The following is a 26,838-nucleotide window of genomic DNA, read 5'->3' on the forward strand; positions in this document are numbered from 1 at the left end:
CCGTTTCGAAAATGAAACAAATGATCTGGTTATGTGTAAATTTCTTTGTCCAACATGGACACCCCATTTCATGATGACTTCACTATGTTGTTGTACTCATCAATAGGTGGTCGCTTTTTCAATGTGTTCCTTCTTCAATAATTATGATGTCCGCTTTCGTAATAATATATGCGAACAAATTTAAATTTTTTTTGAACGCATCGATACTATGTAGTACAGCGTAATTTTTGGTAAGATAAATATAGAACGAATATAAATGAAGAAAGTGGTGTCGTATGAGCGAGTTATTGCGTGTAGAAAATGTTACAGGAGGATATACGAAACGACCTGTATTAAAAGATGTTTCGTTCTCTGTGAATAAAGGCGAACTTGTCGGCTTAATCGGTTTAAATGGAGCGGGTAAAAGTACGACGATTAAACATATTATCGGTTTAATGGAACCGAAAAAAGGAACTGTCACAATTAATGGGAAAACAATTCGTGATGATATGACAGCGTACCGTTCTAGTTTTTCGTTCATCCCAGAAACACCAGTATTATATGATGAGCTAACGCTAGAAGAACATTTGAAGTTAACAGCGATGGCGTACGGTGTAGATGAAAAACAATATGAAGAACGTGTAGGACAATTATTACAAGAATTTCGTATGAAAAATCGTTTGAAATGGTTTCCGTCTCATTTCTCAAAAGGGATGAAACAAAAAGTAATGATTATGAGTGCATTTTTAGTGGAGCCATCTCTTTATATTGTGGACGAACCGTTCGTTGGGCTTGATCCGTTAGCGATTCAATCACTCCTTCAAATGATGGATCAAATGAAAAAGAGCGGTGCGGGTATTTTAATGAGTACACATATTTTAGCGACAGCAGAGCGTTATTGTGATTCATTCATTATTCTGCATCAAGGCGAAGTAAGAGCGAAGGGAACGTTATCTGAGCTGCAATCACAGTTTCATATGCCAGGTGCAACGTTAGATGATATTTATATTGCATTAACGAAGGAAGAAGATTATGAATAGCACAGCGTTATGGAAAGAACGATTTCGTCACTTTCTACAAGAAGTTCGTACATATAGTAAATACGTATTTAATGATCATTTAAAATTTATTTTCGTATTCATCATCGGCGCAGGAGCGTATTATTACCAGCAATGGTTACAAACGTTAACACCTTCGTTTCCGACTGCGCTCGTTATGGCAGTGTTACTTGGACTCGTATTAACGGCCGGATCTATTCAAACGTTATTAAAAGAAGCGGATCTCGTTTACTTACTGCCAGTTGAACAAAAATTAAAACCATATTTTACAAAGGCGTTTCTTTTTACGTTTATGATTCAGTTGTACATAATCGCAATTGTAGCGGCAGCGCTTGCCCCGTTATACTTCCAGCAAATGGAGCAAACAGGAGCGACTTACATATGGATTGTAATCGCATTTGTCATTGTAAAAGTGTGGAATTTATTTGTAGCGTGGGAAAAATCATTTTTAACAGACCAAAATATACAAAGAGCCGATTGGTTCATTCGATTTATTTTAAACGCCTTATTTGTGTATTTCCTTGTAGAACGTACTTCCGTTATCTTTATTGCCGGAATCGTCCTTCTCATGGTGTTATACCTTGCAATTATGTATCAAATGGTGAAGGGAAAACCACTAAACTGGGAGTATTTAATTTCTGAAGAAGGTAAGAAGATGATGTTGTTGTACCGCATCGCGAATATGTTCGTTGATGTACCAGCATTAAAAGAGAGAGTAGCACGTAGAAAATGGCTTGATTTTAGTCTTTCAATGATCGGCGAAAAGCGTACATATTTATACTTATATACGAGAACTTTCTTAAGATCTGGTAACTATTTCGGCTTATATGTACGCCTGCTCGTTCTTGGCGGAGTTATTCTTTACTTCATTCCGTTTTTATATGGACGATTTATCGTAAGCCTTATCTTCCTATACTTAATCGGTTATCAGCTATTAACTTTATGGAAACATCACCGCATGAAAATTTGGCTTGATTTGTACCCAGTAGGCGGAGAAGAGAAGAAGAAAGATTTCCTTACTTTATTAAATGCGATCCTTATTACAGGTAGTATTATCTTTACAATCATATTTGTACTTGCGACGAAAGATTTCATGATGACGGGAATTTTATTAGTCGTAAGCATAGTATTTAGTATCGGCTTCGTTTATCAATACGGGGCAAAACGTATTGAGCGTTTAAATTGAAGGGAATGAACCTATGATTACATATGAAGAAAAGGTTATAAAAGAACTGGAGCAGTGGAAAGCTACATTCATGAAAGATTCTTCTATGATGACACGGTTCTCAAAGAAAGTGCAGACGAAAGTACAACAGCTTATTCCGGCGAAAGTACAAAAAGTATTAACAGAAACGATTCGGATGATGGTACAAACGATTAGCGCCGGATCAAACTTTATAAAGCCGAAATTAAAAGAGACGAACTGGTCATTGCAAAGACGAGACGACGAAGTACGTAAAAAAATGGATGAGTACAAAAAAATAGCAGCGGCAGAAGGAGCAGGGACGGGAGCAGGCGGTATTCTCCTTGGCCTTGCTGACTTTCCGCTTCTACTCGGTATTAAAATTAAATTTTTATTCGATGCAGCAACATTGTACGGATTTGATACGAGCGACAAAGAAGAGCGCCTTTTTATCCTTCATGTTTTCCAGCTTGCCTTTTCAAGTGACGACCACCGAAAAGAAATATGGAAAGCAATCGAAACGTGGGATACAGAAGAAGAAAATCATATGGACTGGGAAAAGTTCCAAACAGAGTACCGAGACTATATCGATTTAGCAAAAATGCTTCAGCTCGTACCAATAATCGGTGCCCCGGTCGGCGCATATGCGAACTATCAATTATTGCAAAGACTTGGAGAAGTAACGATGAATTGTTATCGTATGCGATTATTGAATAAGGATTAAAAGGAAGGCGTCCTACATGTGTAATGTAGGGCGCCTTTTCTTAGAAGCTAAGTCCGATATAGCTAACTCCAACTATAATCAATACGATAAAAAGTACAATGATGAATGAAAATCCGTTCTTACCAGCTTGTCCAGCTTCACCGCCGCCAGTGCCACCACTACCGCCTTTACCACCAAGTCCCATATGATATCCTCCTTATTGTTATATGTTGCTTTTACTTTATAAATTTCTACATTTTCCAATAAATACCTCCTGAAGCGCTAACTAACTTGAAAATCATTTTGTTTCATTTTATAATTTACTTACCGACCGGTAAGTAAAAATAAGTGAGGTACAGTATGACAAAGAATTTACAAACATCGCAAAACATTGTAGAGGCGTCATTTAAACTCATGGCAGAGCACGGCATTGAGAAGATGAGTCTTTCCATGATTGCGAAAGAGGTAGGTATTTCAAAACCGGCTATTTATTATCATTTCTCTTCTAAAGAAGCGTTAGTTGATTTTTTATTTGAAGAAATTTTTTCTGGTTATCATTTCGTGAGTTATTTTGATAAAGAGCAATATACGAAAGAAAATTTTGCAGAAAAGTTAATCACAGATGGTTTACATATGCTCTCTGAGTATGAAGGACAAGAAGGAATACTGCGCGTTATAAATGAATTTATCGTAACTGCGGCGCGAAATGAAAAGTATCAGAAACGCTTATTTGAAATACAAGAAGAGTTTTTAAATGGTTTCCACGAATTATTGAAGAAAGGCGCAGGACTGGGCGTTGTGTCACAAGATGCAATGGAAGAAAACGCTCATACGCTAGCACTTGTAATTGATAATATGAGCAACTACATGCTCATGGGATTCCAGTTAAAGTATAAAGAAATTTGGATTCGGAATGTGAAAAACGTCATGAAGGAGGAGTAAAGATGAAAATGCAAAAAAACTGGTGGCTCGGTTTTCTTGGGTTTATTGGGGTGTATAAAATTCCAGGCATGATAGAAGCTTTTCAAGCGGATGGAAATTGGATGAAGTTAATCGGTTTCATTTGGCTACTTTGGTTCGGATATTTTATTCCTGAGAAGAAAGAAGATTAAATTTCAATTTTCTGTAAGGTTACGTAAAATATAGATTGAGACTATTCATATATTAGATTACTAGATTTGGAGTGGTTACATGGAGCCATTGAAAAATGAAATTCACCCTGACATGGTCAAGGTGTGGAAAGTTCGGGCTGTAATAGAAGAAGGGATCGGTATTCTTGTCATTTTAGCTTACCTTTTCCTCATGATAAAGTTTGATTGGTGGGCGTGGATTTTGTACGTGTTAATCGGGTTAACAGTTGCGTTAGCACCATTGGAGTACTTCGTATTCCCAAAACTACGTCAGCGTTATTACAGCTACCAACTAAATGAAGAAGAACTTGAAATTCAGCACGGCCTTTTCGTCGTAAAGCGCGTCTTAGTACCGATGATTCGTGTACAGCACGTTACGATTGAACAAGGGCCGATTATGAGAAAATATGGCTTAGCAGAATTGCACATTTCAACAGCAGCAACTTCTCACAGCATCCCAGGCTTAACGATGTATGAAGCAGAAATGTTGAAAACGAAAATTGCAGAATTAGCGAAAGTGAGTGATGAGGATGTATAAGAGGCAGCATCCAATCACGATGTTATTAGAATTAAAAATAACAGACTTTATCCCACTCATTATTTTCATGTTTAGCTTAAACGGAAAATTTCCGTTTTGGTATTTAATTCCCGCTGCATTCGGTTTACTCACCGTTTTTTCAGCGTTTGAAAAATGGTATTACACAACGTATTGGGTTGAAAATAACGTATTACATGTGAAACAAGGTCTCTTTGTGAAGAAAGAGAGCTACTTAAATAAAGAACGTGTGCAAACGATTAATACAAGTTCTAACGTGATATATCAAATGCTTGGCTTAAAGAAAATTCAAATCGAAACAGCTGGCGGAGGCGATGATGCAGAAGTAAGCTTAGCTGGAATTAAGGAAGATGAGGCGAAGGAGCTTATTTCCTTACTCAATGAGCCAACTCCAGAAGTGAAAGCAGAAGAAACGGTAGACGAAGCAATAGAAAATACAGTAGAAAAAGAAATCATTACAGAAGAAAAACAAACGACAGAATATAAATTGACTTGGAAGGAAATTTTATTAGCCTCTGTGACATCGGGTCAGTTTGGGCTATTATTCTCGTTAATCTTTTTCGTGTATCACCAAGTAGATGAGTATATTCCGAAATGGATAGAGAATAGCGTAAAGTCGTATGTAATGAAACATGATATATATGGCTGGATTTTCATGGTAGCTATTTTGCTTGCCCTTTCGTGGATTATATCTACAATCGGGTATGCGCTAAAACATGGGGATTTCACAGTAAATCGAAGAAATGACGAAGTCCGCATTTCACAAGGATTACTTGAGAAAAAAGAACTCGTCCTAAAGTTACATCGTATTCAAGGGATTACGATAAAAGAAGGCATTTTCCGTCAAATGTTCGGCTATTGTGCTGTGCAAGTAGAAGTCATTCAAAGTGAGGGGAAAGAGGAGAAAGTTACACTCCATCCAATCATTCGAAAAGATCGAGTACAACAGTTACTCGCGCATTTACAACTACCATACGAACTGAATACAAATATTATTTCATTACCAAAAGCAGCATTACGCCGCTATCTCATTGATAGCTTCATCTTCTTCGCAATGCTAGCTATCCCGCTTATTGGAATAAGTATATACTTTGAAAAGCACTTCATTATGTGGGCACTCATTCCGCTCGCGATTCTCATCTTTACACTTGGATACGCAACATTTAAAACAAATGGTTACAGTGTAAATGGAGAGCAAATTACGCTTGTATATCGTAGCGTCGGAAAATATACCGGACTTGTCAGAAGAAGACACGTCCAATCAATGGAGAAGACACAATCCTATTTCCAGCGCCGCGCGGATTTATGTACGTATAAGTTTTCCAGTGCATCATCAAGTTATAAATTAGAGCATACGAGAGTAGAGGATGCGGAGAGAATGCAGGATTGGTATAAGAAGAGAATAAGTGAAAATTAAATGGAATGGCTCGTCTTTTGCGGAAGGCGGGCTGTTTTTTATGTGAAAATAATGAATAATGTATTTTGACGATATAGCTGATTCCTTTTATAGAGTTATTAAAAAACAGTATAGTTTCTAGGGAGCTAACATAGGATTTGAATTGATTTAAAGATGATGGAACAAAATAAAGTGAAACTTTAATCAGTTTGGGTTTTCTTCATCCCCACTGATTATTAGTTGAACTAATCGGACTTTAATGGGCAGTTGATCCCCACTTAAATTCTTTGCTCTCGCTGAATTTTGAGATGGTGGTCTTACTGCCCATTAAAGTGGGATAAAACGAATTGAGCAAAAAAACTTGCAAAACTAAAAGGGGAGTTGTACATTAATTGATATATCAAATATTGATATGTCAATTAATGTTTTAATAAGTAAGAAGGAGGAATTTTTGAAAACGTGTTATTCAGACGATGTCGGATTTTTATATAAGCTATAAGATTAAAGCGAAGATAGAGGGGGCACAATACTGTGGAAATAATCGCAGCTATTTTAGTCGGGATCGTAGCATTAGAACATTTATTTATCATGATCCTCGAAATGTTTTTTATGAATTCAAAAGTGGCAAAACGTGCTTTTAAATTACCTGAGCATTTAGAAGGAGATCGAAACGTAGCCATTATGTTTGCAAACCAAGGTTTATATAATGGATTTTTAGCCGTTGGTCTCATTTGGGGACTTATACTTGGTTTCAATTCAATTGGTTATATGGTTCAATTATTTTTTGTAATGTGTGTGGTAGTAGCAGCTCTGTTCGGCGGTTTCACATCTAATAAATCAATTATTGTGAAACAAGGGCTTCCAGCTATATTAGCGTTGATTGCCCTTTTAATTGTGATATAGAACTAAAGCGTTTGTATAAAAGAACTCATTTTTGAAAAATACGTTATTCTTTCTTCCTGTAGGCTCATAGGAAAGAATAGCGTGTTTTTTCATTTTCATATCCTTCACATTAAGAAGTTTATAATATTCGAAAGTAATCATTTTGTACCTGTTCACTTAGAAATGTAAATTACCGCTTTTTTGGGGGGCGTGATTGTTATAAAAAAATGCTTATTACACTAAGGGGGAACCTGATTAACGCTTTAAAATATAGAAAGCGGGGGGGGGGAATAATGTAAAAAAACTATTGTGTGTTTTAAAATCTTATGTTACATTTGTGTTACAAATAAGTTACAAGGTGTAACTTTTGTTACGGTTTGTTTTCTGTTGTTTTTCGGTATGTTACGGATTATCCGAGAATATACACATAGAAAAACTACCAAACTAAAAATAATTTTTCTGTGTGTATAAGAGCGTGTGTAGTAAAGAACCTGATGAGAGCTTTACGCACATTATTAAAATTCCTTTCTGTCTTAAAAGAAGAAAACCAACTACCAACTATTTAGGAGTTTTAACTAATGATAGTAAATGAAATGTACTTCCTTTCCCACACACAATGTAGTACATATTTACTTTCAGTCTAATTACTACGCAGGCTTTTATACATATGACGTTATTGTTTTAGGAATACATAGGGGGAGAAACAATGAGGAAGTTATTAACGGTAATTGGAATTACATGTTTAATGTTAGCAGGATGCAGTAATGGAGATTTTGAAAAAGAAATGGATGCAGGAAAGACTGCGTTAACGAATAAAGAATATAAAAATGCCTTATCATCATTTGAACGAGCGCTGGATGAGAAAAAAGACGATTCAGATGCAATAGTGCTTGTAGAACAAACGAAAATCATGATAGAAGCGGTGAAATTAAAAGAAGAGACAAAGATAGAAGAATCCATTCAATTATTTGAAAAAGTAGAGAACACGAAGAATGGAAATAATGCGCTTATAAAGCAGGCAAAGGAAGAACGAACAGCATTACTAGCCATTTTAGAGCAAAAAAAGAAGTATAGCGAGCAACTGGTGAAAAGCGAAGAGTTAATAAATAAGAAAAATTACGCAGAAGCGAAAGATATATTAAATAAGCTAGTTTCAGAAACAAAAGATAACAAAAATCTTGAAGAATATAATAAAAAGGCTTCAGGATTAATTACTAAAATTGGTGAAGCAGAAAAGAATGCAACAGTAGCGAAGGCAGAAAAAACGAATGTAGCAACGAATCAAAAGGTAACAACAGAGAAGTCTCAAAAAGTAGAGACAGAAAAGAACCAGGAGGTAACGACAGAGAAGAACCAAAAGGTAGAGACAGGAAAGACTCAAGATGCATTTACTTTTGAGAAAGCGAAAGAATATATTAAAAATGAATATAAAGAAGACTATGATTATACGCTAGAAAATACGCAAGTAGAGAATGGAAAGAAATATTATCAAATTAGAGTGCGTACGACATATAAAATAGAAGGCGCAGCTGGATCAGGATTTACTGGCGTATTTAAAGTATTTGAAGATGGTACAATTGTTGAAGTGCACTAAATTAATGGAAAGGTATCCTCAAAGTGTTTGAGGATACCTTTTTAGCATAAAAAAAGCATCTAGCAAAAGTACTAGATGCAAATAAAAACACAAGGGAAGACAAAATTCTTCCCGTTTCCCGTATGTAATTATATCAAAAAATTTATAAAAAACTAGCTTTATTTTTAATATAATTGATGTGTGAAGCTATGAAAGTATAAGATTACACTATTTTTGTAGTGTTTTGTTGAAAAAGGAGCCACGTATATGATTAATTTTAAACCAGAAAATTTGAACCAACTATTAAAAGTGATGTTAATTAGTGCTAATAAGTCTTATGATGCGATTAAAGAGTATGAATGTACGGGAGAAGCAGTCATATTCTGTGTAGACTTCGAGTATATTGACGTTTCTCTTATGATTGTAGATATGCTAGGAAGATCGGCTTCTAGATTTAACATTTTGCCATTTGCTAAGCCAGATACGAATGAGATAGATTACATTCAGTTTCAAGTGTATTCCATTAATGAAGGGAATTTTAAAGAAGTTCTCGATACGATGTAAAAAACTATAATTTTACAAAAATGTATATACCAACTAATATATAAGTAATAAATTCATATAATTGGAGTGATGAGATGCAGCCGTTAGAAAGGGAGATTCATTCTAATATGCTGAAAGTGTGGCGAATTCATGCTTTAATTGGGGCGGCAGTTATACTAGCAGTCGTAATTGCGTATTTCTTTTTTATGATCAATTTTAATTGGTGGGGTTGGTTGTTTGGCTTGTTAGTCACAGGAGCTATTCTATTTATTCCGCTCGATTATTTTGTATTTCCAAATTTACGTCAGCGCTATTATAGTTATAGATTAAATGAAGAAGAGATTGAGATTCAAAAGGGAATGTTCGTTGTAAAACGTGTGCTTATTCCGATGATTCGTGTGCAGCACGTAACGATTGAACAGGGCCCGATTATGAGAAAGTACAATTTAGCAGAATTACATATTTCAACAGCAGCAACTTCTCATAGTATTCCAGGTTTAACGAAAGAAGAAGCAGAGCAGCTGAAAAGACAAATTGGAGAACTTGCGAAAGTGAGTGATGAGGATGTATAAGAGGCAACATCCGATCACGATTTTATTAGGTATTCGAATTGCGGGTTTATTGCCTTTTATTTTCCTTGTTTTATTTAAATCAGATGGTCAAGTAAAACCTTGGTATTTCTTTCATCTCGTTCTTTTAGCCATATTATTCATTATGGCAATTTTCTCAGCGATAAAATGGTATTTCAAAGTGTACTGGGTCGAAAGTAATATTTTACATATAAAGCACGGTGTGTTCGTTAAGAAAGAAAGTTATTTAAATAAAGAACGTGTGCAAAATATTAGTACGTCTTCTAACATCATTTATCAAGTGCTCGGACTGACGAAATTAAATATTGAAGTGGCAGGCGGCGGTACTGAGCCAGAAGTGATGTTGGCGGGTATTAGAGAAGCAGAAGCGAAGGAACTCATTGCTTTATTACATAAAGAAAGAAGTGTTGTGAGTGAAGAAGGGCCTGCGGAAGAAGGAAGTAAGACGGTATATCAGTTAACAACGAAAGAGATTTTAGCAGCATCTATTACATCTGGTAGATTCGGATTAGTGTTTTCTATGTTAGTCATCCTTTACACAGAGTTTAATCAATTTCTACCAGAATGGCTTATCAATAAAGTAGAAGCGTATGTGATGGATAACGGTGTATATGAATTAATCGTTATGGCGGCGATTTTAATGGCAGTTTCGTGGGTCATTTCAACAGCAGGTTATGCATTAAAATATGCGAACTTTAAAATTGAGCGAAACGGAAATGAAGTTCGCATCGTGCAAGGTTTATTTGATAAGAAAGAGTTTGTTTTAAAATTACACCGTATTCAAGCGATTACGGTGAAAGAAGGCATTCTCCGCCAGCCTTTCGGATATTGCTCTGTCGAAGTAGAAGTCATTCAAAGTATAGAAGCGGCAGGAAATGAAGTGATGTTACATCCTTTTATGAAGAAAAAAGATGTGCAGCAGTTACTCGCATATTTACAGTTGCCGTATGAAATGGAAGCGGAAATCGTTCATTTACCAAAAGCAGCATTACGTCGTTACGTCATCATGGGCTGGATTACAAGTGCCGTACTCGCTGGGCCAATCATAGGTGCGAGTATATATTTTAAACAAAATATCGCGTTATTCACTCTCATACCACTATGTATTATATTTACGTTACTTGCATACGCGCGGTATACAAGTAGTGGTTATATGATACGAGACAATCAGTTAGTCATGGTGTACCGAGGACTCGCGAAATATACAGGAATCATGCGAAGAAGGCATGTTCAAGCAGTCGGATACAGTCAATCGTATTTTCAAAAGAAAGACGAGCTATGTACAGCTGTCGTATCGGTAGCGGGGCACGCTTACAAAGTGAAACATATGCAAAAAGAAGACGCGCTTTGTATATATAATTGGTATAAAGAAAAAGGAAACACTGGCGTGTAACGGTGTTTCCTTTTTTATGTCGTCATTTGTCGATAAGTCGATATATTCGGAAAATCGCCGATATATTTCAAGTTGCGCCGATATATTCGGAAAATCGCTGATATATTTCAAGTTGCGCCGATATATTCGGAAAATCGCCGATATAATTTCACATACCGTGGCCTTCGAACTCCAAAACCCTAAACTAACACATCAAAAGTAGTCACGAAAGATGGACGAGAGAAAATACTCTTTTGCTGTTCTGCATGTGGATGCGCCGGAGCTTGTCCTTCTGCTTGGGCAGGACGTTTTTTATGAGCGTTTTCGAATGAACGTGATTCTGTCCAGTCTTTAAAGTTTTGCTCTGTTTCCCACATCGTTAAGATGACATATGTATCGTTACTTAATGGGCGTAGAACACGGATCGCTTGGAATCCTGGTTCGTTTTCAATAAGGCCTGCGCGGTTTTTGAAACGGTTTTCAAATACAGGGCGGCCTTCGTCTGTGACAGAAATATTATTACAAACGATATAGCCAGGTTGACCTTTAAATTCTCCAACAGCGTCTAGTACGTCATACTTAAGAGATCCTTCTACAGATTCTTCTGTATTTTCTTTATAAAACATATTTTTTTCATCATTTTTTGCAGTGAAATGTGCTTGTTCTAGAGGTGTTTCGTATGAAATAATAGCCTTCATTTTAATGCCCCCTTATTTATTTGTTTCTATTATATCAACTCTCTTAAAAAACTTCGAAGATTATATACATAAAGATACCTCTTTTTCAAATAATAAATGTACCATCATTTGGAAAGAAGGCCGATGTATGAAGAAAGTAAAGTGGACTTTATTAGGTGGGTTAGCAACGCTACTATTAGCGATTGTCCTTTATAAACTAATTGTGTTAGCTGGTGGCTATATGATGGATGAAAAGCAGCTCGTTTTCCACTCTTCATCACGTATCGTTGACCAGAAAGGGAAAGAAATTACGAAATTATACGTAGAAAATAGAGACTTGGTGCCAATCGAGCAAATTCCGAAATATGTGCAGCAGGCGTTCGTTGCGGTGGAAGATTCTCGTTTTTATGAGCATCAAGGAATCGATTATCCGTCTATATTCCGCGCTCTGTATAAAGACACGTTAGCTGGAGAGAAGGTCGAAGGCGGTAGTACGATTACGCAGCAACTTGCTAAAAACGTCTTTTTAACTCGTGAAAAAACATTTACGCGTAAGTTGAAGGAAGTCGCAATTTCCCTTCAATTAGAGCAAAAATATACGAAGCAACAAATTCTTGAAATGTATATGAATCATATTTATTTTGGCCATGGAGCTTACGGTATTCAAGCTGCAGCAAAGTTATATTTTAATAAAAATGTAGAAGATTTAACAGTAGAAGAAGGGGCAATGCTTGCAGGTCTTCCGAAGTCACCAAACGGATATTCACCTTATTTTTCTCCAGAGAAGAGTAAAGAGCGCCGTGATCTCGTATTGTCACTTATGCATAAACAAGGCTATTTGACTGCCGAAGAAAGCGTACGTTATCAAGGGAAGACAATTGCTCTATATAAAAACTTAGATGAAAATGAACTCGCATATATGCCGTATATTGATATGGTCATAGATGAAGCAGCACGTTTATACGGATTGTCTCATCAAGAAGTACTTCGCGGAGGATATACGTTTGTTGTACCGATGGATGAAAAGATTCAAAAGGTAGCATATAACCAGTTTCAAGATGTAAGGAATTTCCCTGGGAAAGAAGAGGGGGCGCAAGGTGCTTTTTTATTAATGGATAATCGTACGGGCGGTATTAAAGCTGCAATTGGCGGAAGAAAGTACGTTCCGAGAGGGTTCAATCGTATTTTTGCAAAAAGACAGCCCGGTTCTGTGCTAAAACCACTTATCGTTTATGCGCCAGCACTCGAAACGAAAAAGTATAATCCGTATTCTTTATTAAAGAATGAAAGACATTCTTTTGAAGGGTATGAACCTCGAAATTATAATCATGAGTATTCAAAAGAAATGACGATGTACGATGCGATTTTAGAGTCAGCAAATGTACCGGCAGTTTCTTTATTAAATGAGTTAGGGGTAGAAGAAGGAAAGCAATATTTAGAGAAAGGAAATGTTCATATTGCCGATGTTGGTTTAAGTACAGCGCTTGGCGGATTAAAAAACGGGGTTTCACCATTTGATCTTGTGAAAATGTACCGTGCGTTTTTAGCAAATGGTGATATTATTGAGCCGCACGTGATTGATAAAGTGTTAAATAGACACGGCGCAGTCATTGGAGAATCGCCAAAAGTAGAAACGAAAATTTTCTCGAAACAAACGGCTTGGTATATGACGAAAATGCTTGAAGGAGTTGTAAAGGAAGGGACAGCGAAAGCCGGTGTATATAACGGGGCGTTAGCTGGGAAAACAGGTACAACGTCCTTACCAAATGACGATAATGGAGCTAGAGATATGTGGTTCGTTGGCTATACGCCAAATTTAGTAGGTGCTGTTTGGATTGGCTATGACCGCATAGATAAAGAGCATCAGTTGCAAGGAGAAAGTGCGTCAGCAACGAAATTGTTTAAGAAAATTTTAACGAAAGCAAATGTAGAACAGAAAGAGCAATTTAGGAAGCCAGAAGGTGTGGAAACAATCGGTGCTCCGATTCGTCTACGCAAGATTGAAGATGTGAAAATGAAATTAGCATTTAGTCCTTTCGGTTTATTTAAAGCGAAATTAAGCTGGACACCACTTCCAGATGAAAGAATTATGTACCGTATTTATAGAGTGGAAAACGGAATTCATACGCATGTAGGTACTGTAAACGGTGCCGGGGAATATGAGGAAAAGTTCGTTAACATCTTTTCAAAACCGAGTTTTTACGTTGTGCCATATAACACACAAACGAAACGCGAAGGAGAAAAGTCAAAAGTAGCTAAACCATAGTTTTTCTCTGTGTTATAATAAGAATGTTGTGAAAATAGTAAGCGTTTTTAAGAATGTTTGTGTCAATTTAATGAACAACGTACATAATATTATGCATTTTGTTTTTACAAGCTGTATAGTAAAAAAAGATAAATATCGAACGTATTCGAAGCATTGGTAAGGAAGGGAGCAAGGGTCTTGGTAAGAACTATAAATGAGACATTTTTAAAAGCATGTAGGGGGGAACGTACTGATTATGTACCAGCATGGTATATGCGTCAAGCAGGTCGTTCGCAGCCGGAATATAGAAAGATAAAAGAAAAGTATTCTTTATTTGAAATTACACATAATCCAGAGTTATGTGCTTACGTTACAAAACTGCCAGTTGATCAATATAACGTAGACGCAGCAATTCTATATAAAGATATTATGTCACCACTACCTGCAATTGGTGTGGATGTAGAAATTAAATCAGGTATTGGCCCAGTTATTGATAATCCAATCCGTTCTTTACAAGACGTAGAAAAACTAGGGGAAATCAATCCAGAAGATGACGTACCGTACATATTAGATACAATTCGTTTATTAACGACAGAAATGTTAGACGTACCGTTAATCGGTTTTTCAGGAGCTCCATTTACGTTAGCGAGCTATATGATTGAAGGCGGTCCATCTCGTAACTACCATAATACGAAAGCGTTCATGTATGCAGAGCCGAAAGCTTGGTTCGCATTAATGGATAAACTAGCAGATATGGTTATTACATATTTAAAAGCGCAAATTAACGCAGGAGCAAAAGCAGTTCAAATTTTCGATTCTTGGGTTGGAACAGTAAATGTAGCAGATTACCGCGTATTTATTAAACCAGCAATGGAGCGTATTTTTGCAGAAGTTCGTACGATGGGTGTACCGATGATTATGCACGGCGTAGGAGCTGCACACTTAGTAAATGAATGGCACGACTTACCGCTTGATGTAGTCGGTTTAGACTGGCGTTTACCAATTGAAGAAGCACGTGCACGCGGCGTTCATAAGGCGGTACAAGGTAATATGGATCCTTCATTCTTACTTGCGCCATGGTCTGTTATTGAAGAACATGTAAAAGGTATTTTAGATCAAGGGATGAAGCAGCCGGGTTATATCTTTAACTTAGGTCACGGTGTATTCCCAGAAGTAAATCCAGATACATTAAAACGTTTAACTACATTTATTCATGAATACTCTAAAGGGCAGTTAGCGAAGTAAAGGAGCATTGCTGTATGAAAAAGAAAATTGGTTTGCTTGTAATGGCATACGGAACGCCATATAAAGAAGAAGATATTGAACGTTACTATACACATATTCGCAGAGGAAGAAAGCCAAGTCCTGAAATGCTAGAAGATTTAACAGAGCGTTACCGTGCAATTGGTGGTATTTCTCCTTTAGCTACTATTACATTAGAGCAAGCTAAAAAGTTAGAGAAGCGTTTAAATGAAGTACAAGATGAAGTAGAGTACCATATGTATCTTGGCTTAAAACATATTGAACCGTTTATTGAAGATGCAGTGAAAGATATGCATAACGATGGTATACAAGATGCAATCGCGCTTGTTCTTGCGCCGCACTATTCTACGTTTAGCGTAAAATCATACGTTGGACGAGCACAAGAAGAAGCTGAGAAACTTGGAAACTTAACAATTCACGGCATCGATAGCTGGTATAAAGAACCGAAATTTATCCAGTACTGGGTTGATGCAGTGAAAGGTATATATAACGGTATGTCAGACGCAGAACGCGAAAAAGCAGTATTAATCGTATCAGCTCATAGCTTACCAGAAAAGATTATTGCAATGGGCGATCCATATCCAGATCAATTAAATGAAACAGCGGACTATATTGCAAGAGGTGCTGAAGTAGCAAACTATGCAGTAGGCTGGCAAAGTGCAGGAAATACACCAGATCCTTGGATTGGTCCAGATGTACAAGATTTAACGAGAGAATTAAATGAAAAGTACGGTTACACTTCATTCGTATACGCACCAGTTGGATTTGTTGCGGAACATTTAGAAGTTTTATATGACAACGACTTTGAGTGTAAAGTTGTAACGGATGAAATTGGCGCGAAATATTATCGTCCAGAAATGCCAAATGCATCGGACTCATTTATTGATTGTTTAACAGATGTTGTATTAAAGAAAAAAGAATCTGTACTGTAAGAAGAAAGGGGGAGCCTGCTTGAGGAAAAAAGTTGTAATCATCGGCGGAGGCATCACTGGATTAACAGCAATGTATAACTTACAAAAACATATTCATGAAAAAAACTTGCCGATTGATACATTACTGATAGAAGCATCGGGTAAACTTGGCGGAAAAATTCAAACCGTTCAAAAAGATGGATTTACAATTGAGCGCGGACCGGATTCTTTCTTAGCACGAAAAGAAAGTGCAGCTAGATTAGTGAAAGAATTAGGTCTTGGCGATGAACTTGTAAATAATCAGGCCGGTCAATCATTTATCCTCGTAAACAATCGGTTACATAAAATGCCGAATGGATCAATGATGGGAATTCCAACGCAAATTACGCCGTTTCTATTCTCCGGGCTGTTCTCCCCAATTGGTAAACTAAGAGCTGGTTTTGATCTATTAATGCCGAGGTCAAAGCCAGTATGTGACCAATCACTCGGACAATTTTTCAGACATCGTCTTGGAAACGAAGTGGTTGAAAACTTAATAGAACCGTTACTATCGGGTATTTATGCAGGAGATATTGATGAAATGAGCTTAATGTCAACATTCCCGCAAATGTATCAAATTGAGCAGAAACATCGCAGTATTTCACTTGGTATGCGTGCGCTCGCTCCGAAAGCAGAGAAAGCTGAACCGAAAAAGGGAATCTTTCAAACAGTGAAAACCGGTTTAGAATCTATAGTAGAATCTCTCGAAATGAAGATGCATGAAGGTACGATAATAAAGGGAACTCGCATTGAAAAAGTTGCAAAACAGGGTGATGGCTATACGATTACTCTTAGTAACGGCAAAGAAATAGAAGCGGACGCGGTCATAGTGGCAACTTCGCATAAAGTATTGCCATCTATGTTTGCGCAGTACAAGCAGTTTCGTTTCTTCCGTAACATCCCGTCCACATCAGTCGCGAATGTAGCAATGGCTTTCCCGAAATCAGCCATTCAGCGCGATATTGATGGCACAGGGTTTGTTGTCTCTCGAAATAGTGATTACACAATTACAGCATGTACGTGGACACATAAGAAATGGCCACATACAACGCCAGAAGGAAAAATGCTACTTCGTTGTTACGCTGGACGACCTGGTGATGAAGCAGTTGTAGAACAAACAGAAGAGGAACTCGTTCAGCTCGTACTAGAAGACTTACGAAAGACGATGGATATTACAGAGGATCCAGAGTTTACAGTCGTAAGCCGCTGGAAAGAAGCGATGCCCCAATATACAGTAGGCCATAACGAGCGAATGAAGAAACTCACAACATTTATGGAGAAAGAGTTACCAGGTATATACTTGGCAGGTAGTTCCTACGCTGGTTCTGGTCTGCCGGACTGTATTGATCAAGGTGAGAAAGCAGCAAAGCGTGTGCTAGCTCATTTGGAGAAAGTAATGGATACAGAATTAATCGCACAGTAAAGAGAAACGCCTTCAATCACATTGAAGGCGTTTTGTTACTTATTCACCAATAAACATATATAAGTTATTTGGATTTATAACGGCATCTCCTGCATAAATAACCCATTCTGTTAAGTCATCAAAATCTAAATGATAACTATTTCCTTCACTCATATCTTTTATAAAATATGGTTCGTTAATGAGTATTCCTTGAATGAATTCTTCCGTAATGTTTTGCATTTCAAACCACATATGTTCACTTTTTCCCTCTTCGTAGGAAACACCAAACTTAGCGAGAAAACGAAAATCTTCATTCGATTGTTCAATTTGAAAAATGTTGCTGAAATACCCGAAAGTATTCTTCGCATTGTAAGCCATACGATCGGTTTCACTATTTGTTTTATAGAACATAAGTCCTGTAGCTTCCTCGTGTTCTTTAAAAAAGCTTTCGATACATTCTTCTGAAGTATGAAATTTGAACAAGAGAACAGATGGTGATTGATGGTATTCATCTCGGTCATCCATCCCGCCTAAGAATGTGTTTTGTGCATCTATTGGTTGTAGCTTCACTTCTTCATTCTCAATTGAAGATAATTGATCCATACTCGTTTTATGCCCAATATAAGATAATCCTTTTTCCCACGGAACAGCTACTGTATGTATCGAACCTTGCTGACTATGCGCGATAACGATAGGCTCATTCATAGGGACTTGTCCATTCTCAACGGCATTATTCGCAAATGTTTGAAAGAGGTCACCAATGCCGTAGTAGGAAGAAATACGATTTGGAATAATTAATTCTATTTCTGTTACGCCCGCTCTTAAAAGGCCGTGTGTATGAAACCAATATTGCGTAGGCTCGCCTTCTTTATCGTCTTCATAAACGGAATGAATAACGTATAAGTCAGGAATGTCAGGTAATAATTCATTTTCAACGTGATATTCAATATAGCTTCTAGATATCACCTTCATTGCGGCACTTGAATCGATTACAAATAACAAATCTGGGGCGAGGTTCCATAAAAATTGTAACTGTTGGAAAAAGCAGTCCAGTACATCGCCTACAAATAGCGTACGAGTGAAAATTTCAGTACCGAAAGCCGCATCTTCAAAATTACGATCTACGATTGTAGAATCTTGTCTATTGTACATTTTATATTCTTCTGGGTCATTCGCCTCATCAATATGCAGTTCATATGGTATAACTTTATCATCCATATGTAACTCAACGATAAGGCTTGTCTCATCACTATAAACAATTTTTAACTCATCAACTTTAGTAGCGATAGTTTCTAGCCGCTGTTTTAATTGCTCAATTGTAATTCTAGTTGGTATAACAGCAATCATATCTGAAAAATGACGTTCTAATGTTCCATTCATAGCTGCGCGGTATGTTTCTGTTTGCACTTCCATCCAATCACTCCTATTCAAATGAATCCATTTTACATGCCAATTAAAATTCGATATTTCTGTTTTTTTCTCTTTCATATTATAAAACGCATTCGTAGAAGGTGTAAAATTATTATTTTGTATTATAGTTTGAAAGCTTGTAAATTAAATGAATTTTTTGTAAAACTTGTCGAAATATCATTCTATATAACGAATCATTTGATATGATAGAAATGCTGAGAAAATATGAAATAGGGAGAGGGAAATGGCTGTGAAGAAATTGTTAAGTGTCTTTTTATCATTCATACTATTGCTTTCATTTACTGGAACTTTAGTACAAGCAGAAGAAACTACTTCTATGTCAGTAGAAAAAGCAATTCAAGTATTTAAGCAGCAAGGGAAAACGAAGGGGATAGTGGAAGGATATATCGTTGGATATACGCAAAGTCCTTCTAAATACACGAAGGATCCGGCTAAGTTTGACGACACAAATGTGGCAATTGCCGATTCGCCAAATGAAACGAATCCAGACAAAATTATGCCTGTTCAGTTGCCAAAGGGCGATGTGAGAGCGGCAGTAAACGTAAAAGATCATCCTGAAAATATTGGGAAGAAAGTTAGTTTAACAGGGACACTTGAATTATATTTTAGTAGCCCAGGTTTAAAATCAGTAACAGCTCATAAGTTTCAAGGAGAAGGACAAAACCGTGTTAGCGATGTAGTAGCTTCACCTAGTGGCGGAGAAGTTGCGAAAGGAACAGCGATAACGTTAACAACGAATACAGAAGGAGCAACAATCTATTACACGTTAGATGGTTCTAATCCTACAAATAAAAGTGTTCGTTATAATGGACAAATTATAGTGAATGAAAACAGTGTAGTGAAAGCAATTGCTGAAAAAGAAGGGCTTACTTCTTCAGCAGTTTCAACTTTTTCATTTATTATTGTAAACAATGAGCCAGTTCGTATTCATGATATTCAAGGAAAATCACATATTTCTCCTTACAACGGGAAGAAAGTATACAATGTGGAAGGCGTTGTAACAGCGCTTGATAAAAATGGTTTTTATATAGAAGACAACCAGCCAGATAATGATCCAGCTACTTCAGAAGGTATATACGTATACAAAAAAGATGCGAATGTAGCAGTAGGAGATCTTATTCAAGTTGATGGAGTAGTAGAAGAATATGTTGGACCTGGATATGCAGAAAGGTTTGAAACAGACTTAACGACGACGGAAATTAAAGCGAGCCGCGTTGCTGTAATCGCAAAAGATCAAGCTTTACCAGCACCGATTGTACTTGGAGAAAACGGTGTGAAAATTCCTGATCAAATTATCGATAATGATGCATTTGGTTTATTTGATCCAAATGAAGATGCAATCGACTTTTATGAAAGTATAGAAGGTATGCGCGTTACGATGCCAACGCCAAAAATTATTGCCCCTCAGAAAAACGGGAATTTATATGTAACAGTGAAAAATGGCGGGAATAAAGTCGTAACGAAATATGGCACACCTGTATTAGATGAAAATCAATTAAATCCAGAGCGTCTTTCTGTAAAAGTACCTCGTGATTATGTAGCGAAAGTAGGAGATACTTTCACTGGAGATATAACAGGAGTAGTCGGATATGATTATGGTGCGTTCCGCATTTCGCCAATAACGGAATTACCATCTGTAGTAGACGGCGGATTTAAGCAAGTAGGGGCGAATATTCAGCCGCGTCTTGATAAGTTAACAGTTGCTACATATAACATTGAAAACTTCTCGGCGAATAAAAAAGAAACAACAGATGAAAAAGTAAAGGCGTTAGCGTATTCTATTAAATACAATTTAAAAATGCCAGATATTATCGGGGTAGAGGAAATGCAAGATAATAATGGAACGATTAATGACGGTACAACAGATGCTTCATTAAGCGCAAAACGTATTATTGATGCGGTGCTAGAAATTCGCGGGCCAAAGTATGAGTATGTAGAAATTGCTCCGCATAATAATCTAGACGGTGGAGCGCCAGGAGCGAATATTCGCGTCGGTTTCTTCTACAACCCATCACGCGTGAAATTAGCAGCGGTACCGAAGTTACTTGATAAAAATGTCGTTCGCATTGGAGACGAAAACCCATTGTTTGAAAGTACACGTAAACCACTTGCGGCAGAATTTACATTCCAAGGACAAAACGTTGTCGTCGTTGCAAATCACTTAAACTCAAAACTAGGAGATGCAACGCCATTTGGAAAAGTACAACCGCTCGTATTAAAAAGTGAAGAAAAACGAGTTCAATTAGCACAAGAAGTAAACAATTTCGTACAAGGTATTCAGAAAAAGAACACGAATGCACCAGTTGTTGTGTTAGGGGATATGAACGATTTTGAGTTCGCTAAACCATTAAAAACGTTAGAAGGAACAATCTTGAAAAATATGTTAAACACAGTGCCAAAAGAGAACCGCTACACGTACATCCATGAAGGAAATGCACAAGTGTTAGATCATATTTTAGTAACAAACAACATCGCACCGCACACAATCGTAGATCCAGTACACTTAAACTCAAACATTATGAAAGAACATGGACGTGTAAGTGACCACGACCCAGTACTTGCTCAAATTGATTTGAAGAAAGCTTCTTAAGTAGTTGAGAAAGAGCGCTTAGAGATATACTGAGCGTTCTTTTTCTGTAAAAATTATGTTAACATTATTTAAAAATTCAGTATTATTAACGAGGAGGTTGAAGATGCAAGCATGGTTAAATGGAAAATTAATAAATCAGCTTGCAATTTTTTTTAGTACAATCGTCATGCTCCAATTTGTAGCGGAGGTAATAGGACTTACGCAAAGTTTAGATATTACATATAACTTAATACATACAGCGGCATCTTATATAACATTTAGTTTGGCAGTTATTTTTACTTTAATTGGCGCAAGAAGAGAATTAAGTAAATATGCAATTATTTCATTATGTTTAGTGGTAGGTATTAAAGCGATTTATTTTGTAGCGGTCGTTATTTTATGGGGATTGGCTGGTACGCCGTAAAGGGGAGGGTGATGATATGAATAGTAAAAATATACGATTGATACATGTAAATGATAATAAGAGCGTAATTTCCTAAGCTAACTCAGGGAATTACGCTCTTATTCGCTCAATGATTTAGTCTGAAATTACTTGAAACGCTTTTCTACACCGATCTCTTCTTTGCAGTCTTCTTCTATATTTCTTTCTATCCCGCTTTACTCCTTGTATATACATAAGTAAGCTAACGAGAAGGAAGAAAGCACATTGTATCGTTAAAATGTACGATGACATGCCTTGCAATGGTTGCTTTGGGTCATATAAATGAATAGGTGCTCCGCCTATTGTAGGGAATATTGTATTTAGCAGGACGTACGGAATGGAGTTAACAGCAAATGGAAATAGAATCGCCATATAGTCCTTTTGTGACCATGCAGATGCAGCGAGTCCTAAGAGGGCCATTAAACCTGCAAATAAAAAATTAATTCCGATATATACCGTAATGTAAGTGAGAGGCGCATCTAAATATAGGTTTGCGAACATTCCATCATCATTTATGATGCCTGAACCAGCTATAGGTTCTCCGTCTGGAATTGTTAATTTGCAAAATAATAATGATAAGATGAACGGAAATGTATAAAGAAATCCTCCGCAAAAAAACGTAACGATATATTTCGTTATTGCATAAGGAAATAACGAAATTCCTTTACTTACGAACGGTTTAAAACCATCTGACTTATCGGCATTGTAACTTGTACTAAAGGGGAAACTCGCAATAACTGGCATTAATAATAAATAAACATCCATTTCATTATCACGAAATCCAATCCATTTTATATCTGTTGATATAGGTCCGCTCGCAGCGTCTCCTAAATAACGAATGACATAATAATAATGATAAATACAAATAAGAACGAATCCACTAAACATAATAATTAAAGAAACACGATTACAAAAAGCTTGCTTTATATTTAAACGAAGCGCACGCATCATGACTGAAAAAGCCTCCACTATTTTGATGAACTTGTCTATTTTCTATATTACTATTAAATGTAAAGATTTTCTTGTTTTTTTATTTGATTATTTAAAAAAAGAGAAATTTGTTGTTTGTAAGTAAGGTTTAGCTGTATATCGCAAGAACACCTTTTCCTTTTCTCTTTTCTTCTGATAAACTATGGAAAGTATGATATAACTTGACTGAAATTTTTTATGATGGAAATAATAAAAAAGAGAACTTGTATACAATGTAAGCGTGTGGTAATATCAAAGATGTACTAATTGACTATATTATCCAATTGGTCATTTTTGGAGGTGAAGATGTGGCGATAGATCGAAAACGTTCTATTATTGAAGCTGCAACAAAGTCTTTTTCAGCATTCGGTTATAAAGCAACAACGATGGATCAAGTAGCGAAGTTAGCGAATGTAGGAAAAGGAACGATTTATACTTTTTTTAAAAATAAAGAAGAGCTATTTGGCGAGATTATTTCTAATTTAATTACAGAAATGAAGCAAGTTGCAGAAAATGCAATTCGTTCAGAAGTTTCATTTTTTGAAAATGTACATAGAGCATTATATAGCATATTAGAATTCAGAAAAGAACATCAGCTCATGATTAAGTTAATTCAAGAAGAGCGTGATATGGGAACGAAAGAAGTACAAGAAGTCATGCAACAAGTAGATGTGGAAATCGTTTCTGTCATTCAATCGTATTTAAAGATTGCGATTGATAAAGGTGAAATTAGCAAATGTGATCCAGAAATTACAGCATTTATTATGCTTCGCTTATATGTATCGCTTATTTTTGATTGGGAAAAAAATCATGAACCGCTAGAAAAAGAAAAAATTGCAGAATTATTTGAACTTTATTTATTAAAAGGATTGTCAAATTAAGATAATCCTTTTATTATTATAAAAATGACCATATGAACAAAATGGTCATATATACAATTTAAGGGGGGATAATAGAAATATTACTTTCAAATTAAGGAACAGTTGCATAGTATAAATTCGGGGATAAGGCATATGTATGAATAAGTATAGCCTTTTTGTTTGGGTGAAAATGACCAATTGAACGTTTTGGTCATTTTAAAAAGGGGGAGAAATAATGAAAGGAAATCAGTTACTTCGTAAAGAGTTCACACAAATTATAAAAAGTAAAAAAATATTAATTCCAATTATCGCGGTTTTATTCGTACCGATTTTATATGCAGGTATGTTTTTATGGGCCTTCTGGGATCCGTATAAACAGTTAGATGATTTACCAGTTGCGGTAGTCAATTTAGATAAAGGGGCAGTATTTGATGGGAAACCAATTGAGGTCGGAAAAGGGCTCGTTGATAATTTAAAAGATAATACAAGTTTTAAATGGGAATTTGTAAGTGAAAAAGAAGCGAAAAGAGGAATGGAAGGTAGAAAGTATTACATGTTAGTACGCATTCCAGATGACTTCTCAAGTAACGCTACAACGTTATTAAAAGATGATCCAAAACCATTAAACTTAGAATACATTCCAAACGAAAGCTTGAACTTCTTATCTTCACAAATTGGCGGAACAGCCATTGAAAAAATTAAAGGTGAAGTATCAAGTACGTTAACGAAAACATATGCAGAGAAAATGTTTGATTCCATTCAAGACGTCTCAAAAGGATTAGCAGATGGGGCGGAAGGAGCAAATAAACTTCACGACGGATCAAGTGAGCTGCATGATGGTTCAAGTAAAGTGACGGACGGCCTTCATACACTTCAAGGGAAGTCTGGAGAGATGAAGGATGGAGTTCAGAAATTAGCAGATGGATCTAATAAATTAGTAGATGGGTCAGGGAAAGTGACAGTAGGTTTAAATACGCTAAATAGCAAAACAGGTATAGGGAAATTAGTAGATGGCTCCGGAAAAGTAACAGCAGGTTTAAATACGCTAAATGGCAAAACAGGTGAATTGCAGACAGGTATAGGGAAATTAGTAGATGGCTCCGGAAAAGTAACAGCAGGTTTAAATACGTTAAATAGTAAAGTGGGTGAATTGCGTGATGGATCTGAGAAAGTGACTGGTGGTTTGAACAAATTAGTAAGTAAATCCGGTGAATTAAAAACAGGAACAACGGATCTATCAAATGGTATGGGGAAACTTGTTGAAGGACAAAATCAATTAGAAAAAGTGTCTCAAGAAATTCAAAAGGGTTTGCAGGAATTAAATAGTAACGTACAAAAGTCTGCTGGAGCTTTAGAGGAAATGCAGTTGAAAGTTCCTTCTATATTGAATACAGTAAATGAGAAAATAACTGGAGCTGGAGAGAATGTAAATCAGTTAAATGAACTTACGCAATCAACAGCAGGAGATGCAAAAAATGCAGCGCAAGAGGTAGCGAATTTACAAAAGCAAATTGAAAGTTTACCGAAAGAATATCAAGAGCAGTTACAACCATTCATAACAAGTGCCGTAAAAAGTACAACGACAGTTCAGCAAAAAGCTGCCGGAGTAGCAGGTGGAACAAATAGATTAAATGAAGAAGTAAAACAATTAAAAGGTGAAATCGGTGAAAAGACAAGTGGGATGCAAAGCAAAATGCCGAATCCGGAAGATGTAGGAAATTTAACGAGTGGTATTAAAAAATTAGCGAATGCACAAAGCGAATTTGTAAGTAAGTTCCATGGATTAGGTGAAGGATTAGGTAATGCAAAAATAGGTGCCGATAAATTAAAAGATGGATCAGTTCAATTAATTGATGGAGTAACGCAATTACAAAGTGGCTCTGGAAAAGTGACAGCAGGATTAGGCCAATTATCTGAAGGAGCAAATCAATTAGCAGATGGCTCAAACCAAGTAACAGGTGGTTTAGGTACATTATCTGTAGGAGCAAATCAAATGGCAGGTGGAATAAATCAATTAGCGGACGGTTCAAGTCAAGTAACAGGCGGTTTAGGCACATTATCTGTAGGAGTAAGCAAATTAGCAGATGGCTCAAATCAAGTAACAACAGGTCTGGGCGATCTAAATGGTGGCCTAAACAAAATGTCAACTGGCTCAACTCAGCTAATCGACGGCGTAAATAAACTGGAAGACGGATCAGGGAAAGTAACGGATGGCCTCGTAAAAGTAAATGATGGTTCAGGTGAACTTGCTGAGAAACTTGGCGAAGGGGCAGAGAAAACTAGTGAAGTAAAAGGAACGGATAAAACGTATGATATGTTTGCAAGCCCTGTAAAAGTGAAGACGGAGAAAATGGCAGAAGTTCCAAACTACGGAACTGGATTTACACCGTATTTCTTATCACTCGGTTTATTTGTTGGGGCATTACTATTATCAATCGTATATCCATTACGTGACACAGTTGGTGTTCCAAAATCAGGTTTAGCTGGTTTATTAGTAAGTTCGGCGTTTTACTATCAGTCGGTATTATTCAAGCTGTAGTAGCAGATATCATATTACTATTCGGATTAGGTGTAGAAGTACAAAGTATTTCGTATTTCATACTCTTTAGCATCGTTACAAGCTTAGCGTTTATCGCATTAATTCAATGTTTAGTAACAGCGTTCGGGGATGCAGGACGTTTCATTGCCATCATCACATTAATTATTCAGCTGACAACGAGTGCCGGAACATTCCCGCTAGAATTGATTCCGAAGTTTTTACAACCATTCAATGCTTGGTTACCGATGACATACTCTGTATCTGGATTGAAGGCAGTCGTATCAAGCGGAGACTTTAACTTCATGTGGCAAAACATTGGAATGCTCATAATCTTCATCGTTGCATTATCACTTGGAACAATCGCTTCATTAACTTGGATGCACAAACGACAATTTAGAAATATTGCTGAAAATCAATCGATTGAAGCGTAAATAAGGAACATAAAAAAGTGAACTGTACCCTATAAAATGGACAGTTTAATAAAAAAGCCCTGAAAAATCAAGCACTTAAAAGATGGTTCCGATAT

Annotated in this window: 23 protein-coding genes and 1 pseudogene; 20 read left to right on the forward strand and 4 right to left on the reverse strand. The window is 36.6% G+C overall.

Annotated elements, in window-relative coordinates; genetic code table 11:
- Positions 1–275 precede the first annotated feature (275 nt).
- Genes ecsA through ecsC form a run of 3 tightly spaced genes read left to right on the forward strand, consistent with a single transcriptional unit; the run spans position 276 to position 2,944 of the window.
- Positions 276–1,019 (forward strand): ABC transporter ATP-binding protein EcsA, encoded by a 744-nt coding sequence (gene ecsA / locus PDK19_RS24995; RefSeq protein WP_001292602.1) that lies wholly within the window; start codon positions 276–278, stop codon positions 1,017–1,019.
- Positions 1,012–2,223 (forward strand): ABC transporter permease EcsB, encoded by a 1,212-nt coding sequence (ecsB, locus tag PDK19_RS25000; protein ID WP_270708165.1) that lies wholly within the window; start codon positions 1,012–1,014, stop codon positions 2,221–2,223. The genes ecsA and ecsB overlap by 8 nt, the downstream gene beginning before the upstream one ends.
- A gap of 13 nt (positions 2,224–2,236) precedes the next feature.
- Positions 2,237–2,944, forward strand: a complete 708-nt coding sequence (ecsC, locus tag PDK19_RS25005) for an ecs operon protein EcsC (protein WP_000634125.1) — start codon at positions 2,237–2,239, stop codon at positions 2,942–2,944.
- A 40-nt stretch (positions 2,945–2,984) separates the two neighbouring features.
- Here ecsC and PDK19_RS25010 read toward each other — a convergent pair whose 3' ends face one another.
- A complete protein-coding gene (locus tag PDK19_RS25010; protein ID WP_000522750.1) occupies positions 2,985–3,128 on the reverse strand; it encodes a YjcZ family sporulation protein in 144 nt (47 codons plus the stop codon).
- Positions 3,129–3,283: 155 nt separating this feature from the next.
- Between PDK19_RS25010 and PDK19_RS25015 the strand changes: the two genes are divergently transcribed.
- The 9 genes from PDK19_RS25015 (at position 3,284) to PDK19_RS25055 (ending at position 10,986) form a co-directional block, all read left to right on the forward strand.
- The gene (locus tag PDK19_RS25015; RefSeq protein WP_000164855.1) at positions 3,284–3,865 is read left to right on the forward strand and encodes a TetR/AcrR family transcriptional regulator; all 582 of its coding nucleotides are present in this window, start codon (positions 3,284–3,286) and stop codon (positions 3,863–3,865) included.
- A gap of 2 nt (positions 3,866–3,867) precedes the next feature.
- A complete protein-coding gene (locus PDK19_RS25020; RefSeq protein ID WP_000783813.1) occupies positions 3,868–4,035 on the forward strand; it encodes a hypothetical protein in 168 nt (55 codons plus the stop codon).
- Between the two features lie 79 nt (positions 4,036–4,114).
- Positions 4,115–4,591: a PH domain-containing protein gene (locus PDK19_RS25025; RefSeq protein WP_016716716.1), complete on the forward strand. Its 477-nt coding sequence runs from the start codon at positions 4,115–4,117 to the stop codon at positions 4,589–4,591.
- Positions 4,584–6,026, forward strand: a complete 1,443-nt coding sequence (locus PDK19_RS25030) for a PH domain-containing protein (protein ID WP_049111524.1) — start codon at positions 4,584–4,586, stop codon at positions 6,024–6,026. Before PDK19_RS25025 ends, PDK19_RS25030 begins: the two co-directional genes overlap by 8 nt.
- 510 nt (positions 6,027–6,536) lie before the next feature.
- Positions 6,537–6,908, forward strand: coding sequence for a DUF1304 domain-containing protein (locus tag PDK19_RS25035; protein WP_000402488.1), 372 nt, complete (start codon positions 6,537–6,539; stop codon positions 6,906–6,908).
- A 685-nt stretch (positions 6,909–7,593) separates the two neighbouring features.
- The gene (locus PDK19_RS25040) at positions 7,594–8,481 is read left to right on the forward strand and encodes a hypothetical protein (RefSeq protein WP_049111522.1); all 888 of its coding nucleotides are present in this window, start codon (positions 7,594–7,596) and stop codon (positions 8,479–8,481) included.
- Between the two features lie 246 nt (positions 8,482–8,727).
- Positions 8,728–9,024, forward strand: coding sequence for a hypothetical protein (locus tag PDK19_RS25045; protein WP_049111520.1), 297 nt, complete (start codon positions 8,728–8,730; stop codon positions 9,022–9,024).
- Positions 9,025–9,098: 74 nt separating this feature from the next.
- Positions 9,099–9,575: a PH domain-containing protein gene (locus tag PDK19_RS25050; protein ID WP_001182705.1), complete on the forward strand. Its 477-nt coding sequence runs from the start codon at positions 9,099–9,101 to the stop codon at positions 9,573–9,575.
- Positions 9,568–10,986, forward strand: coding sequence for a PH domain-containing protein (locus PDK19_RS25055; RefSeq protein ID WP_049111518.1), 1,419 nt, complete (start codon positions 9,568–9,570; stop codon positions 10,984–10,986). Before PDK19_RS25050 ends, PDK19_RS25055 begins: the two co-directional genes overlap by 8 nt.
- A gap of 179 nt (positions 10,987–11,165) precedes the next feature.
- Here the strand turns inward: PDK19_RS25055 and hmoB are convergent, their stop codons facing one another.
- Positions 11,166–11,663, reverse strand: a complete 498-nt coding sequence (gene hmoB / locus PDK19_RS25060) for a heme-degrading monooxygenase HmoB (RefSeq protein WP_000644055.1) — start codon at positions 11,661–11,663, stop codon at positions 11,166–11,168.
- Positions 11,664–11,790: 127 nt separating this feature from the next.
- Between hmoB and PDK19_RS25065 the strand changes: the two genes are divergently transcribed.
- From PDK19_RS25065 to hemY, 4 genes are all read left to right on the forward strand, one after another.
- Positions 11,791–13,908, forward strand: coding sequence for a transglycosylase domain-containing protein (locus PDK19_RS25065; RefSeq protein WP_000756251.1), 2,118 nt, complete (start codon positions 11,791–11,793; stop codon positions 13,906–13,908).
- Positions 13,909–14,085: 177 nt separating this feature from the next.
- Complete coding sequence (gene hemE / locus PDK19_RS25070; RefSeq protein WP_000252614.1) at positions 14,086–15,132, forward strand: uroporphyrinogen decarboxylase; 1,047 nt, start codon at positions 14,086–14,088, stop codon at positions 15,130–15,132.
- Positions 15,133–15,146: 14 nt separating this feature from the next.
- A complete protein-coding gene (gene hemH / locus PDK19_RS25075) occupies positions 15,147–16,082 on the forward strand; it encodes a ferrochelatase (protein ID WP_000726781.1) in 936 nt (311 codons plus the stop codon).
- Positions 16,083–16,101: 19 nt separating this feature from the next.
- Positions 16,102–17,523, forward strand: coding sequence for a protoporphyrinogen oxidase (hemY, locus tag PDK19_RS25080; protein ID WP_049111516.1), 1,422 nt, complete (start codon positions 16,102–16,104; stop codon positions 17,521–17,523).
- Between the two features lie 39 nt (positions 17,524–17,562).
- On the opposite strand, the gene PDK19_RS25085 is transcribed toward hemY, so the two are convergent.
- A complete protein-coding gene (locus tag PDK19_RS25085; RefSeq protein WP_049111514.1) occupies positions 17,563–18,915 on the reverse strand; it encodes a DUF4026 domain-containing protein in 1,353 nt (450 codons plus the stop codon).
- 241 nt (positions 18,916–19,156) lie between these two features.
- Here PDK19_RS25085 and PDK19_RS25090 point away from each other — a divergent pair, with 241 nt between their 5' ends.
- The gene (locus tag PDK19_RS25090) at positions 19,157–21,523 is read left to right on the forward strand and encodes a DUF6359 domain-containing protein (protein WP_074615182.1); all 2,367 of its coding nucleotides are present in this window, start codon (positions 19,157–19,159) and stop codon (positions 21,521–21,523) included.
- A gap of 103 nt (positions 21,524–21,626) precedes the next feature.
- Positions 21,627–21,926 carry a hypothetical protein gene (locus tag PDK19_RS25095; RefSeq protein ID WP_014893236.1) on the forward strand — a complete coding sequence of 100 codons (300 nt, stop codon included), beginning with the start codon at positions 21,627–21,629 and terminating at the stop codon, positions 21,924–21,926.
- 114 nt (positions 21,927–22,040) lie between these two features.
- Here PDK19_RS25095 and PDK19_RS25100 read toward each other — a convergent pair whose 3' ends face one another.
- Positions 22,041–22,895 (reverse strand): hypothetical protein, encoded by an 855-nt coding sequence (locus PDK19_RS25100; protein WP_074615181.1) that lies wholly within the window; start codon positions 22,893–22,895, stop codon positions 22,041–22,043.
- A 326-nt stretch (positions 22,896–23,221) separates the two neighbouring features.
- On the opposite strand from PDK19_RS25100, the gene PDK19_RS25105 reads away from it, so the two are divergent.
- Positions 23,222–23,794 carry a TetR/AcrR family transcriptional regulator gene (locus PDK19_RS25105; RefSeq protein WP_000963380.1) on the forward strand — a complete coding sequence of 191 codons (573 nt, stop codon included), beginning with the start codon at positions 23,222–23,224 and terminating at the stop codon, positions 23,792–23,794.
- A gap of 214 nt (positions 23,795–24,008) precedes the next feature.
- A pseudogene (locus PDK19_RS25110) lies at positions 24,009–26,743 on the forward strand (YhgE/Pip family protein).
- The last annotated feature ends 95 nt before the right edge of the window (positions 26,744–26,838 follow it).

It is taken from the genome of Bacillus cereus group sp. BcHK124 (assembly GCF_027712065.1).
Lineage (GTDB): Bacteria > Bacillota > Bacilli > Bacillales > Bacillaceae_G > Bacillus_A > Bacillus_A pacificus.

What these genes read in the sequence shown, in the direction of transcription:
- PDK19_RS25055 (WP_049111518.1), top strand. Translation starts at nt 9,568, where the DNA reads ATGTATAAGAGGCAACATCCGATCACGATTTTATTAGGTATTCGAATT.
- PDK19_RS25050 (WP_001182705.1), top strand. Translation starts at nt 9,099, where the DNA reads ATGCAGCCGTTAGAAAGGGAGATTCATTCTAATATGCTGAAAGTGTGG.
- hmoB (WP_000644055.1), bottom strand. Translation starts at nt 11,663, where the DNA reads ATGAAGGCTATTATTTCATACGAAACACCTCTAGAACAAGCACATTTC.
- PDK19_RS25085 (WP_049111514.1), bottom strand. Translation starts at nt 18,915, where the DNA reads ATGGAAGTGCAAACAGAAACATACCGCGCAGCTATGAATGGAACATTA.
- PDK19_RS25065 (WP_000756251.1), top strand. Translation starts at nt 11,791, where the DNA reads ATGAAGAAAGTAAAGTGGACTTTATTAGGTGGGTTAGCAACGCTACTA.
- PDK19_RS25095 (WP_014893236.1), top strand. Translation starts at nt 21,627, where the DNA reads ATGCAAGCATGGTTAAATGGAAAATTAATAAATCAGCTTGCAATTTTT.
- PDK19_RS25040 (WP_049111522.1), top strand. Translation starts at nt 7,594, where the DNA reads ATGAGGAAGTTATTAACGGTAATTGGAATTACATGTTTAATGTTAGCA.
- hemH (WP_000726781.1), top strand. Translation starts at nt 15,147, where the DNA reads ATGAAAAAGAAAATTGGTTTGCTTGTAATGGCATACGGAACGCCATAT.
- PDK19_RS25025 (WP_016716716.1), top strand. Translation starts at nt 4,115, where the DNA reads ATGGAGCCATTGAAAAATGAAATTCACCCTGACATGGTCAAGGTGTGG.
- PDK19_RS25030 (WP_049111524.1), top strand. Translation starts at nt 4,584, where the DNA reads ATGTATAAGAGGCAGCATCCAATCACGATGTTATTAGAATTAAAAATA.
- ecsC (WP_000634125.1), top strand. Translation starts at nt 2,237, where the DNA reads ATGATTACATATGAAGAAAAGGTTATAAAAGAACTGGAGCAGTGGAAA.
- PDK19_RS25100 (WP_074615181.1), bottom strand. Translation starts at nt 22,895, where the DNA reads ATGATGCGTGCGCTTCGTTTAAATATAAAGCAAGCTTTTTGTAATCGT.
- PDK19_RS25020 (WP_000783813.1), top strand. Translation starts at nt 3,868, where the DNA reads ATGAAAATGCAAAAAAACTGGTGGCTCGGTTTTCTTGGGTTTATTGGG.
- ecsB (WP_270708165.1), top strand. Translation starts at nt 1,012, where the DNA reads ATGAATAGCACAGCGTTATGGAAAGAACGATTTCGTCACTTTCTACAA.
- PDK19_RS25015 (WP_000164855.1), top strand. Translation starts at nt 3,284, where the DNA reads ATGACAAAGAATTTACAAACATCGCAAAACATTGTAGAGGCGTCATTT.
- PDK19_RS25090 (WP_074615182.1), top strand. Translation starts at nt 19,157, where the DNA reads ATGGCTGTGAAGAAATTGTTAAGTGTCTTTTTATCATTCATACTATTG.
- PDK19_RS25045 (WP_049111520.1), top strand. Translation starts at nt 8,728, where the DNA reads ATGATTAATTTTAAACCAGAAAATTTGAACCAACTATTAAAAGTGATG.
- ecsA (WP_001292602.1), top strand. Translation starts at nt 276, where the DNA reads ATGAGCGAGTTATTGCGTGTAGAAAATGTTACAGGAGGATATACGAAA.
- PDK19_RS25010 (WP_000522750.1), bottom strand. Translation starts at nt 3,128, where the DNA reads ATGGGACTTGGTGGTAAAGGCGGTAGTGGTGGCACTGGCGGCGGTGAA.